At 35.8% G+C, this 16,498-nt stretch carries 18 protein-coding genes; 10 read left to right on the forward strand and 8 right to left on the reverse strand.

Annotation, left to right across the window (positions count from 1 at the left end; translation table 11 throughout):
• Positions 1 to 125 precede the first annotated feature (125 nt).
• Positions 126 to 665, forward strand: coding sequence for a transcriptional regulator (locus QH639_RS22500; RefSeq protein WP_259419218.1), 540 nt, complete (start codon positions 126 to 128; stop codon positions 663 to 665).
• 32 nt (positions 666 to 697) lie between these two features.
• Positions 698 to 1,558 (forward strand): YitT family protein, encoded by an 861-nt coding sequence (locus QH639_RS22505; RefSeq protein ID WP_004232402.1) that lies wholly within the window; start codon positions 698 to 700, stop codon positions 1,556 to 1,558.
• Between the two features lie 40 nt (positions 1,559 to 1,598).
• Here QH639_RS22505 and QH639_RS22510 read toward each other — a convergent pair whose 3' ends face one another.
• Positions 1,599 to 2,765: a YbfB/YjiJ family MFS transporter gene (locus QH639_RS22510; RefSeq protein WP_259419219.1), complete on the reverse strand. Its 1,167-nt coding sequence runs from the start codon at positions 2,763 to 2,765 to the stop codon at positions 1,599 to 1,601.
• 100 nt (positions 2,766 to 2,865) lie between these two features.
• Here QH639_RS22510 and QH639_RS22515 point away from each other — a divergent pair, with 100 nt between their 5' ends.
• Positions 2,866 to 3,744, forward strand: a complete 879-nt coding sequence (locus QH639_RS22515; protein ID WP_237899895.1) for a LysR family transcriptional regulator — start codon at positions 2,866 to 2,868, stop codon at positions 3,742 to 3,744.
• Positions 3,745 to 3,829: 85 nt separating this feature from the next.
• Here the strand turns inward: QH639_RS22515 and QH639_RS22520 are convergent, their stop codons facing one another.
• A complete protein-coding gene (locus QH639_RS22520; RefSeq protein ID WP_193767297.1) occupies positions 3,830 to 5,431 on the reverse strand; it encodes a Na/Pi cotransporter family protein in 1,602 nt (533 codons plus the stop codon).
• A 278-nt stretch (positions 5,432 to 5,709) separates the two neighbouring features.
• On the opposite strand from QH639_RS22520, the gene QH639_RS22525 reads away from it, so the two are divergent.
• A complete protein-coding gene (locus QH639_RS22525) occupies positions 5,710 to 6,015 on the forward strand; it encodes a hypothetical protein (protein ID WP_131519593.1) in 306 nt (101 codons plus the stop codon).
• Between the two features lie 4 nt (positions 6,016 to 6,019).
• Here the strand turns inward: QH639_RS22525 and QH639_RS22530 are convergent, their stop codons facing one another.
• The 5 genes from QH639_RS22530 to QH639_RS22550 all read right to left on the reverse strand — a co-directional run bounded on the left by QH639_RS22530 (position 6,020) and on the right by QH639_RS22550 (position 10,245).
• Complete coding sequence (locus tag QH639_RS22530; protein ID WP_281115312.1) at positions 6,020 to 7,531, reverse strand: sensor histidine kinase; 1,512 nt, start codon at positions 7,529 to 7,531, stop codon at positions 6,020 to 6,022.
• Positions 7,515 to 8,216: a response regulator transcription factor gene (locus QH639_RS22535; protein ID WP_131519591.1), complete on the reverse strand. Its 702-nt coding sequence runs from the start codon at positions 8,214 to 8,216 to the stop codon at positions 7,515 to 7,517. The genes QH639_RS22530 and QH639_RS22535 overlap by 17 nt, the downstream gene beginning before the upstream one ends.
• 53 nt (positions 8,217 to 8,269) lie before the next feature.
• Positions 8,270 to 8,857, reverse strand: coding sequence for a DedA family protein (locus QH639_RS22540; RefSeq protein ID WP_281115313.1), 588 nt, complete (start codon positions 8,855 to 8,857; stop codon positions 8,270 to 8,272).
• Complete coding sequence (locus QH639_RS22545) at positions 8,857 to 9,429, reverse strand: class I SAM-dependent methyltransferase (protein WP_259419221.1); 573 nt, start codon at positions 9,427 to 9,429, stop codon at positions 8,857 to 8,859. Before QH639_RS22545 ends, QH639_RS22540 begins: the two co-directional genes overlap by 1 nt.
• Positions 9,430 to 9,879: 450 nt before the next feature.
• Positions 9,880 to 10,245, reverse strand: a complete 366-nt coding sequence (locus QH639_RS22550; protein ID WP_259419222.1) for a hypothetical protein — start codon at positions 10,243 to 10,245, stop codon at positions 9,880 to 9,882.
• A 283-nt stretch (positions 10,246 to 10,528) separates the two neighbouring features.
• Between QH639_RS22550 and QH639_RS22555 the strand changes: the two genes are divergently transcribed.
• From QH639_RS22555 to QH639_RS22570, 4 genes are all read left to right on the forward strand, one after another.
• The gene (locus tag QH639_RS22555; protein WP_131519588.1) at positions 10,529 to 11,428 is read left to right on the forward strand and encodes a hypothetical protein; all 900 of its coding nucleotides are present in this window, start codon (positions 10,529 to 10,531) and stop codon (positions 11,426 to 11,428) included.
• Between the two features lie 137 nt (positions 11,429 to 11,565).
• Positions 11,566 to 12,201: a TetR/AcrR family transcriptional regulator gene (locus QH639_RS22560; RefSeq protein WP_259419223.1), complete on the forward strand. Its 636-nt coding sequence runs from the start codon at positions 11,566 to 11,568 to the stop codon at positions 12,199 to 12,201.
• A 15-nt stretch (positions 12,202 to 12,216) separates the two neighbouring features.
• On the forward strand, positions 12,217 to 13,104 hold the full coding sequence (locus QH639_RS22565; RefSeq protein WP_281115314.1) for an ABC transporter ATP-binding protein: 888 nt from the start codon (positions 12,217 to 12,219) through the stop codon (positions 13,102 to 13,104).
• Positions 13,105 to 13,106: 2 nt separating this feature from the next.
• A complete protein-coding gene (locus QH639_RS22570) occupies positions 13,107 to 13,904 on the forward strand; it encodes an ABC transporter permease subunit (RefSeq protein ID WP_175400711.1) in 798 nt (265 codons plus the stop codon).
• A 39-nt stretch (positions 13,905 to 13,943) separates the two neighbouring features.
• Here QH639_RS22570 and QH639_RS22575 read toward each other — a convergent pair whose 3' ends face one another.
• The gene (locus tag QH639_RS22575) at positions 13,944 to 14,540 is read right to left on the reverse strand and encodes a TetR/AcrR family transcriptional regulator (protein ID WP_237899887.1); all 597 of its coding nucleotides are present in this window, start codon (positions 14,538 to 14,540) and stop codon (positions 13,944 to 13,946) included.
• Between the two features lie 116 nt (positions 14,541 to 14,656).
• Between QH639_RS22575 and QH639_RS22580 the strand changes: the two genes are divergently transcribed.
• Both QH639_RS22580 and QH639_RS22585 read left to right on the forward strand, forming a co-directional pair.
• Positions 14,657 to 15,385 (forward strand): ABC transporter ATP-binding protein, encoded by a 729-nt coding sequence (locus QH639_RS22580; RefSeq protein WP_131519583.1) that lies wholly within the window; start codon positions 14,657 to 14,659, stop codon positions 15,383 to 15,385.
• Positions 15,382 to 16,398, forward strand: a complete 1,017-nt coding sequence (locus tag QH639_RS22585) for an ABC transporter permease (protein WP_131519582.1) — start codon at positions 15,382 to 15,384, stop codon at positions 16,396 to 16,398. Before QH639_RS22580 ends, QH639_RS22585 begins: the two co-directional genes overlap by 4 nt.
• Positions 16,399 to 16,498: the final 100 nt, after the last annotated feature.

Genomic DNA, 16,498 nt, shown 5'->3' on the forward strand with positions numbered 1-16,498 from the left:
CATTACCTTTTTACTGTACATCTTTAAAAAAACGCTATAATATATTTTTTGATAATGTTCTCAAATTGATAACATTTGAATGCTTCCCTTGATACTATCTCATTTTCTGGTAGGAGGATCGGTTTATGCGTAATAAAGCAGAGGTATTAATGCACCCTGTGAGAATGAAAATTTTACAAGCTCTGATGCACAATAAAGAAGAGGGTTTAAGCACATTGGAGATGATTTCTGTCATTAAAGATGTACCACAAGCCACTCTATATCGTCATATCCAAATTTTAGTCGATGAAAATATTATAAAAATTGTGAAAGAGCGAAAAGTTCGTTCAGTTACAGAGAAGTTTTATGCATTAAATGAAGGAGCAGCAAAACTTAGTAAGGAGGATTGGACTCAACTCACAACCAAGCAAAAATTAAATTATATTTCCTACTATCAATTGGCTTTACTATCTCAATATCAAAATTATTTGCAATCACTTGATGAAAAAGAAAGCACAACAGATTTAGCAACTTTTTCTTTAATCGACTTAACGTTAACGGACGATCAATTCAAAAACTTTGAAAATGAATTAAACGATTTATTAACTAAATACTATAATATGACCGACTCAAACAAAGGTTTGGAGACTAAAACAATTGCTTTAAATATTATTCCAAAACCTTAGGTACTATTGACGTAGAGAAATGGAGAAGATTTATGAAAAAAGGAAAGTCACTAGAAAATATACGAAAATTAATTATGATCATTATTGGGGCAGTTATAGCCGCATACGGACTAGAGGCCGTGTTAATTCCGAATGCTGTCATTGATGGCGGTGTAACAGGTCTTAGTATTATGGGTGCGCACCTCTTCGGTATCCCATTAGGCGTACTGCTCTTTGTATTAAATATTCCGTTCATTTATATCGGCTACAAGCAAGTTGGAAAAACCTTTGCCTTAATGAGTAGTGCTGGTATTGCAGCTTTATCGATTTCTACAGTGCTTTTACATGACGTCAAAACCATTTTAGGCCCAAATGATCCCCTCCTAATTGTTTTATCTGGCGGTATGCTCCTTGGTGTGGGGATTGGTATTGTCCTACGAAATGGTGGCGCTTTAGATGGCTCAGAGGTTTTAGCTGTACTATTGTCACGTAAGATTCCATTTTCAGTCGGCGATATTATATTATTTATCAATGCCTTTATTTTCATAGGGGCAAGCTTTATCTTTGGCTTAGAGAGTGCTCTTTACTCAGCGTTAACTTACTATATTGCCAAAAATGTTATCGATATAATCCAAGTTGGTTTAGAAAAATCAAAAGAAGTTCGTGTGGTTAGTGGAAAATCCGAGGAGATTGGAGACGCTATTCAAGCCCGCTTAGGACGTGGTGTTACCTATACACATGGACGTGGTGGTTTCTCCAATGAACCAACAGAAATCTTAAACTGTGTCATTAACCGTATGGAAGAAAATAAATTAGTTTCGATTATTAAAGACATCGACGAAGGCGCTTTTGTTGTCATTTCTGACGTGTCAGAAGTTCGTGGTGGTAACTTTAAGAAACGCGATATCCATTAATTTCAAAGTAAGTAAGGCGCATCATACCTTACTTACTTTTTTATTTAGTTGCCGCTTCATATTTTACGCCACCTATTAAACATAATCCTCCCAGCATTACTACTAAGGAAGCCCCAACTAAGGCATACTGATAGCTATTTGTGTAACTTGCAAGTGTTCCAGCAATGGATGGACCAATCATTTGTCCAAGCGCATAGCCAGCTGTTAAATACCCTATTATTTGATGACTATTAATTGGTGCAAGCTTCCTCGCTAATGTTGTACAAAGTGTTGTAATTCCCATAAAGGTTGCCCCAAAAATGAAGGCACTAGCATAAAGGGTCATCGAATTTGTAGCTAGCGCAGGTAAAACAATACCTATCGCTTGCAGTAGCATAGAGATGAGCAAAATTTTCACATGGCCATAGCGCTGTGCTAGCTTAGACCAAACGATACATGAGGGAATTGCTGCAACACCCACAACAAACCATACAAAGGCTGCATCTCCATGAAAGCTTGTCGACTCCTGTGCAATTGATACAATAAATGTGCCTGTGACAATATAGCCAAGCCCCTCTAAGCTATAAGCGATGATTAACCATTTCATCCAAGACTGAGGAGGCGTTTTCTGTGAAATTATCTGGCTTTCCACTAGTTGTTTACTTGGTGTAATAGGCTTAATGAATAGTACAATCAAGACAAACAATACAATACTAAATAAAGCTAATACGATCCATGTTCCATTCCAATGGAAAACAGCTTGGATTGGTGAAACAATTACCGCACTTAATGCAATCCCTATTCCTACCCCACTATAGAACAGCCCCGATAGATGCATATGACTACTGCTGGCTAACTGGTCTAGTATAAGGCTTGTTATAACAACAAAAATAAAAGCACTCACAACACCCGATATAAATCGTAATAAATACCAAATGATGATTACACTTGTAAAGCCCATGAAGGCTGTTGTTAAAATGCTGATAACAAGGGTAATTTGCAAAAAGAGAATACGTTTATTCCCTATTGGTAAACGGCCTGCCACCCAGGCTCCAATCAAATAGCCCAAGTAATTACTCGTTGCTAAGTAACCTGCTGTCGCTCGGCTAAATTCAAAAGCTTCTTGCATATAAGGTAAAATAACCGTATACGAAAAACGTCCGATGCCCATAGCAATAACTAAAGCAAAAATGCCCCCGATTAAATAGCGTACGGTTTGCTTGTGCATATCATCACTCCTTCTATTTCACTATATCGAACATCTAGGTATCACAAATAGATCTAATTCTTTATAATAAGTATCAATAAAATTGATAACTGGAGGGCATATGAATATTAATGATTTAACGATTTTTCGAACAGTCGTCCAAACAGGTAGCTTTTCTAAAGCTGCCACAGCACTTAATTACACTCAATCCAACATCTCTATGAAAATACAAAGTCTTGAGGCACTCTACGATACAACCTTTTTTTATCGTGGACATCGAGGAATACGGCTAACACCAAAAGGAGAACAATTCTACGAGTTAGTCCTAAAAATGCTTCATCTCTATGAAAAAACCTTTGAGATCATACATGATACAGAAGAACAACGAGGCGTTTTACGAATTGGTTCAATGGAAACAACTGCAGCCTTACATTTACCAACTTTGTTAAGCACATTTCATCAAGCATATGAACAAGTGGATATCACCATATTAACAAGCCCTTCTCAGCACAATATTGAACGGGTTGAAAACTATGAACTTGATGGCGCATTTGTTACTGGACCTATTTATAGAGAAAATATAATGATGAAAGAGTTTGTCTGTGAAGAGCTTGTTATTCTCACTTCTAGCAAGCATAAACCTATTAAGCATCTCAAAGATTTAGAGGGAAGCACCGTGATTACATTCCGCCATGGCTGTTCCTATCGAGCCATCTTAGAACATTGGTTACATGAAGAAGGGATTCGACCACAAAATCGAATGGAGCTTGGTACGCTTGACGGTATTATTGGCTGTGTTGCTGCTGAGTTAGGCATTACCTTGCTACCACGTGCCATTGCGGAAAAATATATGGCAACACAAGCATTAACATTGCACAAGATAAAGAACAAGCAAGCACATATTCCTACATGGTTTATTTATCGTAAGGATGAAGTACAATCCCCCATCCTAACTTATTTTTTAGAAGCCATAGAAGCTTATGACTATCCGACAGTTTGAGGGTTCTATCCGTCATTTTAACAATTCTATCCTTCCCCTAATAAAAAAGCTGTTCAGTAGATTATCTCCACTGAACAGCTTTATATTAAGCAATAACGGTTTCCGCTATGTTAGAAGCATGATCACCGATTCTTTCTAAATTACTCACAATATCCGCAAATACAATACCTGCTGAACCTGAGCAAACTCCTTCATTTAATCGCTTAATATGCAATTTACGTAAACGTCTCTCCATATTATCAATTTCATTTTCTTTTTCTATCACTTGCTGTGCTAATGAAAGATCACGCTTATCAAGGGATTCGATAGACATTTTCACAGTATCTAATGTAAAAACAAACATATCTTCTAATTCCTTCATCGCTTGTTCACTTAAACGAACGCGATTACTATCCTTGTATTGCAGAAGCTCAATTATATTTTCTACATGATCACCAATTCGTTCGATATCACGAATATTTTCAAATAAGGCATGGTGCACTTGGGAATCATGGGTTGATAAAGATTGTTTTGATAACTCCACTAAATATTCCGTTGATTTGCGATCTAAATTATTAATGGCTTCTTCCAATTGGCCGACCTTGCCGATTAACTTAGCATCATCCGTTTTCAAAATCGTTAACGTTTCTTCTAGACCTTGAATACTATACTCGCCCATGCGAACTACTTCCATTTTTGCTTGACCTAATGCCACTGATGGTGATTTGATAAGCAAATTTTTATCCAAAAATTTTGGTTTGTATTCAATAACTGAATCTTCGCCTGGAATTAGTTTCGTTACGACATAAGCCCAAACACCTATGAATGGTAACTGAATGATTGTATTGATGACATTAAACGTTCCATGTGCAAAGGCTATTTGCATTTTCGGCTCTAAATTGAGCACCCCTGCAATCCATTCCACATAGTTCGTAAATAATCCCAATATGAGCATAAAGATAATTGTACCCACTACATTAAATAGCAAATGAGTGGCAGCTGCTCGTTTTGCTGCAATAGAAGCACCTAAAGCGGCTAGAATTGCTGTAATCGTTGTACCAATATTATCTCCAAACAAGACAGGTAATGCCCCGTGTAAAGTTATTAAATCTTCAGCATAAAGCCCTTGTAATATTCCTACTGTAGCTGAGGAAGATTGAACAATCAGGGTGAATATTGTTCCTACTAATACGCCTAAGATCGGCACATCAGACATTTGTACAGTCAAATCTAAAAATGGTTGCCAATCTCTAAGCGGCTTCATTCCACCACTCATAAGCTCTAAACCAATAAATAAACCTGCAAAGCCAAATAATACTTGCCCCATATTTTGAATGAAACTTTTCTTAAAGAAAAATAAACATATTGCGCCCACTGCCATAATTGGATATGCATAAGCACCCACATCTATTCCTATAATAAATGCTGTAATGGTTGTCCCAATATTAGCTCCCATAATAACGCCTATTGCTTGACGCAATTTCATAAGTCCTGCGCTCACTAGTCCAACGGTAATAACAGTTGTACCTGAACTTGATTGTATGAGAACTGTAACCACAATACCAACTAGTACACCCATCAATGGGTTTGTTGTAAATTTATCTAAAATATCTCTTAGTCGATCACCTGCAGCCCTCTGCAAGCCATCTCCCATAAATTTAATAGCGAAAAGAAATAAGCCTAACCCTCCAAGAAATTGGAAAATCATCTCCTGTACATTGATAGCCAATCCATTCAACCCTTTCCTTGTTGTCAGACTTTATTATTAATAGTTTTAAGCTAGCTGTACATATCATTTACAATGGATTAAATTAATGTTTACACACCCTTTACAATTAGTCCAAAAAACGGACATATTCAAATCAAATTCAACAAAAAACAAACAAAAAAACATGAAAAAATCTTCAATCAGATTTTCACATGTTTTCTTTTGACGACTGAATGCATTTCCATTAGGCTGTACTTAGACACTGAAGGGAGTTTTCTATGGATATTTTTATCGCTAGTAACCGCCAATTACCGATCCGCTACTATGTGCAGGAAGCAATTTGGATTCGACGTGGTGGCAGTATTAAGCTGCCAGATTTAACACTGCCATTTTTCGTTGAGGTAGAGATTAAAAATCAATATAATTTACATATCATTGCAGATTATATTATGGACTTTCAACGACAATACAAGCATACTGAAATCCAATTATTAATCAGAAACACAGCCACCCTTGTAACCCTGCAAGACATACTTTCACAACATAAACAAACACAACATGCTATTACTATTCTTCCATTGTAGTCTGTTATGAAGCTGTTAATGGCAATGTGATAATAAAGTACAGTGTCTCGTTTTTGTATTTTGCGTGAATCGTTCCTCCGTGAAGCTCCACTATGCTTTTCGCAATCGCTAGTCCAAGCCCTGAGCCCTCGGTTACATTTGTTCTCGATTGATCTTTTTTATAAAATCTCTCAAATAAACTAGCAAGCTCTACCGATGTAAAGGCATCACTTTGATTCGCTACACAAATACGTACATGATTTGCTTGTCCTTCAAGGGAAACCATAATTTTTCCTTCAGCTGTACTATAATTGATCGCATTGATGAGTAGATTATCAAATACTCGGACAATCTTTTCCGAATCCAGCGCAGCAAAAAAACGTCTCTCTGGAAAATGTTTTATAAAAATACGTTGTTTCTCCTCCGCTAATGGCACTAATTCCTCCATTAGTTGTTCGAGCAGCTCATTTACACAAACTTGTTGTCGCATTAAAGTATTTTTATCATTCGTGAGCTTAGTATATTCAAATAAATCGTCTATTAAATTTTTTAATTGCTCGGATTTAGAAAAGGCTATTTTCAAATATTCGTCATATTGCTTTTTCGTCTCATACTTTTCTTCTCTTAATAAACGTAAATAACCCATAATTGAGGTAAGAGGTGTTCTAAGGTCATGTGAAACATTAGTAATGAGCTCGTTTTTCTGTTGCTCAATTTTTCTCTCCATCTCGATACTTGTCATAATTTCTTCTGCCATTTGATTAACATTATCCGTTAGTAAAGCAATTTCATCCTGGCCTTTTTTCTCAATACGAAAGGCTAAATTTCCTTTTGCAATTTCCATAACCCCCTCCGCTAATGCCTCAATTTGATCCATTTTGCGTTTTGTTATAGAGAAAAATGATACGATAAACAACATAACACCAATGAAAAAAGGTATGGGGCCTTCATTCGTACTGGTGATGGCTTCTCCTTGTGGAAGCCCACTAACAAAGAAATAATAATTTTTATCTTGTAAAGTTAGTGGCACTAATGTAGTAAACTCCTTACGAGAAGTTTCGATCACATGATGGGCATTTTCAAAAGGTTGATTCATTGTAAGGTCCATGACATGCCTTATTTCTTCATGCAAATCGATTTGTTGCTCCTTTACCTGCTTTGTTTTATATAAGATCTTCCCTGTTTCATCTGTGACGACAATTTTTAATGCATTATCCTCATTTTCTATTTTTCCATTTTCTTGATTGATCAATTCTCTTAATGCTTCAACACTATTTTCTTGGGTTGCCAATGCTGCTGTATCCTGTGCATGATAATACATCATCTTCATACTACCACTATAATCCACAATCACGGTCTCATTGATATTCTCAAAAAATGGCACTACTGCACGAGCCACTAAAAAACTGCCAAGTGCACATAATAAAAACGTTGTAAATAGTTGAATGCGAATGCTATGTTGAATATTAATTTTTATTTTCGCACCAATATATTTCAGAAACCTTGGGAACTTTAAAAGCCTAAAGAACTTTTTCAACTTTATACCCTACTCCCCATACGGTTTTAATATATTGTGGATTCCTTGGATTTGCCTCAATTCGCTCTCTAATTTTTCGAATATGTACCATTACAGTATTTTCTGATTGAAATGCTTCCTCTTTCCAAACTTTTTCATAGATTTGCTCTGCACTCATGACAATGCCAGGGTTACTAACAAGCAATTCCAAAATAGCAAACTCCCTAGGTGTCAGCTTTACTCTTTCATTGTTAACAAAAACTTCATGTGTCGCTGTATTGATCCGTAGATCCCCAACTTCCAGCTCCTCTTTATTGCTGCTATTTATGCCACTCATTTTCAGATAGCGACGAAGCTGTGATTTAATGCGGGCAATTAGCTCTAACGGATTAAAGGGCTTAGTCACATAATCATCAGCACCTATTGTTAATCCACCAATCTTATCCATATCTTGAGATTTGGCCGTTAGCATAATAATAGGCATTTCTGCTATTTCTCTTACCTTCATACACATTTTAATGCCATCTACTTTAGGCATCATTAAATCCAGTACGATTAAATGTACTTTATGCTTTTTTACTAACTGTAAGCCCTCTTCTCCATCACATGCCTCTAACACATGAAACCCCTCATTTTTCAAATAAATGCCTATCAGATTTCTTATCTCTTTTTCATCATCTACAATTAAAATTGTTTCATTACTCATCGAATCCCACCATTAATCAAATATTTATCATTCATAAGGTTCTTCCATTTTAGCTATTTTTTTATTTTCCGTATATAAAAATAATAAATACAGCTAACAATCACGATGAATAACCCAAAGTAAATACCATATTTCGTAGCAATCAAAGAAATATATTCAATTTGACTGCCGAATAATAAACCTAGTGTAAAATAAATCAATGTCCAAACGAAACCTGTTGTATAGGAAAATAAGGCATATGTTTTAAAAGGCATCTTATTCATTCCCACCAAGTAAGGGAGGATATGTCGAACAATTGGAATAAAGTAACTCGGGACTAATGCAAAGTGTCCATATTGATCTAACAATTCTTTTGATTTGGATAAGTACTTTGCCCTTTTCTTTTTCACAAGCTTATCAAGTACACGATGACCAAATAGTTTTCCAAGTATAAATCCTAGAGAAAGCCCTGAAACAACGCCTAAATAAGTAAGGAAGAAAGATTTCCATATGTCCAATTTTCCTAGCGACGATAGAAAACCACCACTCATGACAATCATTTCATCTGGTAACGGCATGCCTATGATCCCTAGCCATAAACTAAAAAACAAAGCAAAATAGCCATATTGTTCAATAAATAATAAAAGATCCTTTAGCTCCATTAGCTGGCCCTCGTATTTCCTAGCCTACAGCTCAATACATAGGCTGGTGGCATATTAATCCATACTTTCTCATGTGAAATATCCTGAAAATAGGTTTGAAAAAATGATTTTTTCACAAGTGAGTATTGGAAGGTAATGAATTTTCCATTGTACAAACAATCCTTCACATTTCTTAAAATACAGCACGATACTTCCGCCTTTAACGATGTAAATGGCAGTCCAGAAATAACATAATCTACTTTTTCGATATTCAAATCCGTCAAATATTGCTTCAAATTTTCTGCTGAACCATGGATCACTACAACATTGGCTACATGAGCAAATTGCCTACGCAGTTTCTCACAAAAAATCCCATTATGTTCAATGAGAACAAGCAATGTAGCTGACTTTTTTCTTTTCACAAGCTCCTTTGTAAAGGCCCCCATCCCAGGACCAAGCTCTATAATGCATTGAGCCGTTTCAAAGCAAATAGGCTGTACCATTTTATGCGCTAATTTCTTAGAACTAGGTGATATGGCGCCTATTGTTTTTGGATGCTTTATAAATTCAGTAAGGAAGGTAATAAGCTGCATTTAGTTGTCTCCTCGCTTTGCTTTCTTTATTGGTGTTTTTAACTATAAAGAGACTTTCTTAAAGATTTGCAAGGAGAATTCTTAACTTTTTCTTAATAATTGACATTATTTAGTTAGTAGATCAACACGATCTTTATAGGGTGAAAACAAAAAAAGTCGCTCATTTTCATTTCATGAGTGACTTAATTGCTTGATTTCTATATTCATCTCCATTTTTCCGTTTACACTCTTCATCCCTAAATGCTCGTAAAATTCAATTTCATTGGTATTGAACTTACACAGTTAATTCTATAGATGTAGCCCCCCATTCTTTACCACGTTCAAGTAACCGTTTCCCCAAGATGATTGATCGCAATATAATCTTCATTTTTAGCTGTATCAATAGTAATGACCATATTTTCCTCTCTTCTTATAAAGGCATGGTCCTTTCTTATACGACTTATTGTAATGTTAATCTTTTACTCTATGTCTCATGATTCCGTTTATACTCCCTCTTATAATTAATTGCCCTAAAACATAAAAAAATGAAACAAAGATAATGGCTCCGTCTCTTCCAAAAGGCTTAAACCAACTTCCATCATCATCTATAAAAAAATGGCCTAACATTAAAGACAAAGCAGTCATTAAAAAATTTAGGACAATGAACAAAGGTAGATGAACATTTCTAGACACTATGCCAACTCCAATGATGAAAAAAAGAAATAACGGAAATAAGAAGCTAGCCTCTTGGTTTGAGAGGTGACTATTATACTCGTAAAAATGAAATAAAAACGGAAATGGAAATAGTGACAACATACTTTGAATAAATCTTTTCATTTCAGCTACACCTCAAAAATTATAATATGATTATTTAATTGTAATTTTACACTAAAAATAATCTTTTATCTATAAAAAATAAAATGTATAGAACGGTGATTCTTCTGTATGAACTTCCTTCTGAACATCAGTACAATTTCCTTTAAGATTCATAAAAGATTAAAAGGTACTTCGTTCTAATGACTATTTCCTACATAAAATAGGCATACAATTGCTGCCAATCGAATAGAAACCTATATAGAGTACATTTAGTCATGGGAAAAATAAAGTGGGGTGTGTAAGGATGCTTAAAGTAAATGATGCAAAAGAAATGGTACTTGAAATTGTGCAAGATGACCCATTGTATGTTGCACTGCAACATACACCTTTAGAGGAAAACCTCTATAATGATGGGTATTTAGCAGAGATCGATGAATCGAAACACTATACAATTGCAGAAGTCGCGGGCTGGTTTGATATTACAGACGCCATGCTTCGCTACTATTTAAAACCGTTTGAACAGTATATTTTTGACAATGCTTCGCCCAATACAAATAGTAATATTCGTTTAAACCTACCTGCTATATTGAGATTGCGCATGATTTTATTATTGAAGGATGAGTATCGTGTGAGGGGGATTAAATTATTGCTAGGTATTGATGATAACGGTCAACTGCTGAAACACCAAATTACCGCAACGACCATGGATTCTGAGGATTTATCACATAAAATCGATTTGCTTGGAAACGTCCTACAGCAAATGATTCAAACAGGTCTTTTTCAGATTTTGCCGAATGAAGAGCAAGGGACGTTACAAGTTAACATTAATCAGGACTTTCTTGACAAAAACATTCAACGTCTTTCGACCGATTCTGTCCTTCAAGTGGAAGAAATTCAAAAAGAAACGTTGGAGCTAAAGCAGGAAAATGAGCATCTACAAAATCAAATTACCGAGCTGCAAGAAAATAGCGTGAAGGACATTGTCCAAAAGATTAGAGAGCGTCATATAGAAAATGAAATCGTTTCTACATTACGTACAGAAGCATTACAGCAATATTCCCAAAATCATAAAGTCGGTTTTTTCACCAAATTTTTTAAGTCCGCACAAATTGAAATGGACAAAGAGCAATTCGTTCTAAGCTATATTTCAAAGCATTTAGAAGAACGTTTAGAAATTGCATTGAACAATTATTATGATAAGTAAACTGAAGCCATGGAGAGCATGAGTGAGACTATTGGAAATGGTCACAATCATGTTCTTTTTTATTTTCCCAAATCACATTGACCACAGTAGTCAATTTCTATATAATGGCATAAAATATGACGGAAAGGAGTAAAAAATTGTATCAAGCTTTTATGAATTTAACCGAAGAAAAGCGCCAAGCAATTATTAATGCTGCCTTAAGGGAATTTTCGCTCAATAACTATGCTACCGCTTCAACAAACAAAATTGTGAGCAATGCCAATATTTCAAAAGGCATTTTATATCACTATTTTGGTAGCAAAAAAAATTTATATCTTTTCTTATATGACTATACAACTACTATATTCTCCGAGGCTCTTAATCGCCAAATTGATTTAGCAGAGCCTGATATTTTTAAGCGTTATGAACAGATTATGAAAATTAAAATTGAACTCATGAAGCAATATCATGCGCTGTTTGATTTTTTGAAAAAGGCCTATGCTGAAACAAGCTCTGAGGTACGAGATGAACTAAATCATTATAATGCCGCTTTTCAAAAAAATGCTTATGCAAGAGCATTTGAAGGAATTGATACGAGTTTATTCCGTGAAAATTTGGATACAAAAAAGGCAATTGATACTATTCAATGGGTAACAGATGGCATCAGTCATCGTTATGAGGAAAGATTAAAAGCGCATGCAGATAATCAAGAGCTCTTTAACGAAACAGTCGAGCAATGCATGAAAGAGGCTAGTGAATATTTTCTATTTTTGAAAACATTATTGTATCAATAAAATGGGGTGAGTGACATGTCCATGATTGAAGTAAACCATTTAACTAAAAAGTTTGGCGATTTTTATAGTATACAAAATGTACATCTACAAATTCCAATGGGTGAAGTGTTCGGTTTTTTAGGACCAAATGGGGCAGGAAAATCCACAACCATACGCCATTTAATGGGTTTTTTACAGCCAACTGAGGGCTCTTGTTTCATTAACGGTTTAAATTGTCGGGAGGCATCTGCAACCATTCAACAAGTTGTTGGCTATTTACCTGGAGAAATTGCGTTTATTGATAAAATGACGGGTAAGCAATTTATTCACTTTATTGCTAAGTTAAGAGGGATGAATGATTACACCCATGCCGAGGAATTAATGCATTTCTTTGAATTAGATGCTTCTGGGCTCATCAAAAAAATGTCGAAAGGTATGAAGCAGAAGGTTGGCTTAGTTTGTGCCTTCATGCATCATCCCGAAATTGTCATTCTAGATGAACCTACTAGTGGTTTAGACCCGCTCATGCAAACAAAATTTATTGAATTCATTTTAGCTGAAAAGGATAAAGGAACGACCATTTTCATGTCCTCTCATATGATTGAAGAAGTAGAGAAAACTTGTGATCGTGTAGCGATTATTAATGCAGGTAAAATCGTGGCGACTGAAACCATTACAGATCTAAAGAAACGTAAATCTAAAAAATACATGCTTGAGTTTCAAGATGAGCAAGAGCTCACTCGCTTCCTTGATGAGGAATATGTACTTGAACGTATCTCTTCTACAAAAGTTATGATTACTATAATGGGAGACCTTCAAGCATTTCTCCATACGCTATCTAACTATAAAATTATAGACTTAGACGTTATTTCCCAGTCACTAGAAGATATTTTTATGCATTATTACGAAAGTGGAGGTGCTTAATCATGAATTTTACCTTATTCAAGCATGAGTTATTTGCCTCTCTTAAACTATTCACCATAATTATCGGTGTACTAATGCTATATATTGTCAGTGTAATTTATATGTATAACCCAGAAATGACGGATACACTAAAAAAATTAACAGAAACAATGCCTGAGATGATGGCAGCCTTTGGTATGACCAGCATTGGCGATACCTTGATAGAATTTCTCTCCACCTATTTATATGGATTTTTATTAATGATTCTTCCTTTGGTATTTTCTATCATGTTAGCCAATAAGCTCATCATGGGCTATATTGATAATGGTTCGATGGCATACTTAATCGCTACACCGAATACACGTTTTAAAATTGTCTTTACACAAGCACTATTTTTGATCATCAGTCTTTTTACACTCCTTGCTGTTACTACATTGGTCATGATTGTCTTTGCAGAAATATTATTCCCTAATGAGCTGGACATAACGGCCCTACTGCTGTTAAATTTCGGGCTATTTTTATTACACTTTGCCATTAGTGGGTTTTGCTTTCTTATGTCCTGCAGCACGAAAGATTTAAGAACATCCTATGCCTATAGTGCTGGCATTCCCATTGCCTTTTATCTGATTGAGGCACTAAGCAATATGGGTGGTTCACTAGACAAATTACAATACATTACAATCTATTCATTGTTCGATTCCGTTCAATTAATCCAACAAAATAGCTCTTGCTGGTGGATGCTAGGTACACTTTTCCTCATTGGCTTGCTTTGCTATAGTCTAGCAATTCGTTTTTTTGTAAAACGAGATTTACATCTCTAATTTCTAGCCGCTACAGATCCAGTGCTGTAGCGGTTTTCATTAAATAGTACCTACTACATTTCCTAAAAAACGTATTAATCGAAAATGTAGAGCGACCATTTCTTCTACCGTTAAGTTCTCGTTCCCCTTGTCCAACCACTCCTGAATGACCCCTAAAATGGCAGATGCTATAAAGGCTTGTAAGTATTGTTGAAACTCTGGATCCTGTGCTTCCTTGCGTATAAGCGATAATCTGTCCAAAATATGACTCCCAAAGATCATTTTCACCTTTTGTGTAAAGCTAGGGCTCCCCTGCTCTCCTAATAACATACGAAAAGCTGGTGCATGCTCTTTTATACATGTTATCACCTTGATAAATGGCTGATAGAGTTGCCCCATTTTTAAGGTTTGAAAAGCATCCAACGGCTGAACATGTTTGACATAGCGCTCTAACTCCATTAATAGCTCTTGCTGCAAATCCTCCATCACATCATATTTATCTGAATAATGTAAGTAAAACGTGCCACGATTAATTTCAGCTACAAACGCTAAATTCTTTACAGTCACACGCTCAAAGCCTACCTCCTCTACTTGTTGGATAAAAGCATTTTTAATGGCTTGCTTCGTTTCAAAATTCATTTTTTCATGTACAGACACATATTTCCCTCCATTTACTTAACACTTGCTGGCAAACTGTTGATTGTATTTGCTCACATGCTACCGTAAAATTTTTATCAAATCAACATTGTGTTCAGTGAAGGAGTGAGGACCATATGGGCAACCAGGCAATCTCTATTAAGTCTCTCGAAAAACGATTTCAACATAAGCAAGTTATTGCCCCCCTTTCTTTGGATGTTCCTAAGGGACAGTTAATGGGCTTACTCGGTCCGTCAGGCTGTGGTAAAACAACACTAATCAAAATGATTATGGGCATGCTGAAACCTGATCGTGGTGCTATTCAAGTATTAGATTTGAATGTTCCTCATAAACAATTATTAAATGACATTGGCTATATGGCACAATCAGATGCACTTTATACAGATTTAACTGGAGAAGAAAATCTACATTTTTTTGCAAAGCTTTATTCACTATCTAAAGCGGAACGAATAGAAAGAGTAGCCTATGCGGCAAGCCTCGTTCGTTTAACAGATGACTTACGACTAAAAGTAGAAAATTATTCGGGGGGAATGAAACGTCGATTATCTCTTGCTATTGCCCTTATTCAAAATCCTAAACTACTCATTTTGGATGAACCAACGGTGGGGATAGATCCTGTCTTAAAAAAGGAAATTTGGCAAGAACTGATTCGTTTAAAAGATCAAGAACAAAAAACCATTTTAGTGACGACGCATGCGATGGATGAAGCGGAAAGATGTGATCAATTGGCCATGCTGAGAAGTGGACATATTATTGCACAGGGTACCCCACAAGAGTTAAAAGATCATTATCAAGCAAAAGACTTTGATGAGGTGTTTGTAAAAGCTGGAGGTGACGTTCAATGAGAATAGGTGCTATCATCACAAGAATCATCCAACAAATGAAAAGAGATAGACGGACTCTTGCTTTATTGTTTTTAGCCCCACTTCTTGTCTTATCCTTAATGTATTTTATTTTCAATAGTGAAGAGGCTTCCGTCACACTTGTGGTCTCTAATGCGCCCGCCCCATTGATCGACAAATTAAAAGAGACTGATTTTACCATTATCGTGGACAATGATTTTTCAAAAAAACAGCTACAAGATAAAGAGTATAATGCTTGGCTAGCAGTAGAGCAAAATGTTAGGAAGTTAACTTTATTAAATGATGATCCTTCTCTGGCAAAGGCTTTAACGATGCAACTTGCTCAAATCTTACAGCCTACACAAGCCTCTATAGGCAGTATGAAAACGGACTATGTTTATGGTGATCAGGATACGGCTATTTTTGATATATTTAGTCCTATGCTCATTGGCTTCTTTGTTTTTTTCTTTGTTTTTTTAATTACGGGCATTGCCTTATTAAAGGAGCGTACTTCTGGCACATTGGAGCGTTTACTAGCGACACCGATTAAACGTTCAGAAATTGTAGCAGGCTATATGGTTGGCTATGGTTTATTTGCGTTCCTGCAAACAATTATTATCGTCTTGTTTGGTATTTATGTGCTCGATATTGTCCATGTAGGCTCCATCTGGCTTGTCCTACTCATCAATATGATGGTTGCTCTTGTCTCGTTATCCTTAGGTGCGTTGCTATCTAGCTTTGCTGCTTCAGAATTTCAAATGATGCAATTTATTCCGCTTGTTATTGTTCCTCAAGTGTTCTTTTCGGGTATTTTCCCGCTGGATAGTATGGCGGAATGGCTTCAAAACATTGGGCGTATCATGCCTCTATACTATGCTGCGGACGCATTGAATGGTGTGATGTATAAAGGTTATTCACTTTCTGATATTATAGTGAATCTCAGCATTCTTACTTGTTTTGCCATTGTTTTCATTACATTAAATATGATCAGTTTAAAAAAATATCGTTCGTTGTAATCAATCCTTAAAAGTTCTGCTATTTGAAAAGCAGAACTTTTTTATGTAACTGAAATAACTAAAAACAGGAAATATAACCAATTTAATTGAAGTGAATGGT

Source organism: Lysinibacillus sp. 1 U-2021 (genome assembly GCF_029916965.1).
GTDB classification, from domain to species: domain Bacteria; phylum Bacillota; class Bacilli; order Bacillales_A; family Planococcaceae; genus Lysinibacillus; species Lysinibacillus capsici.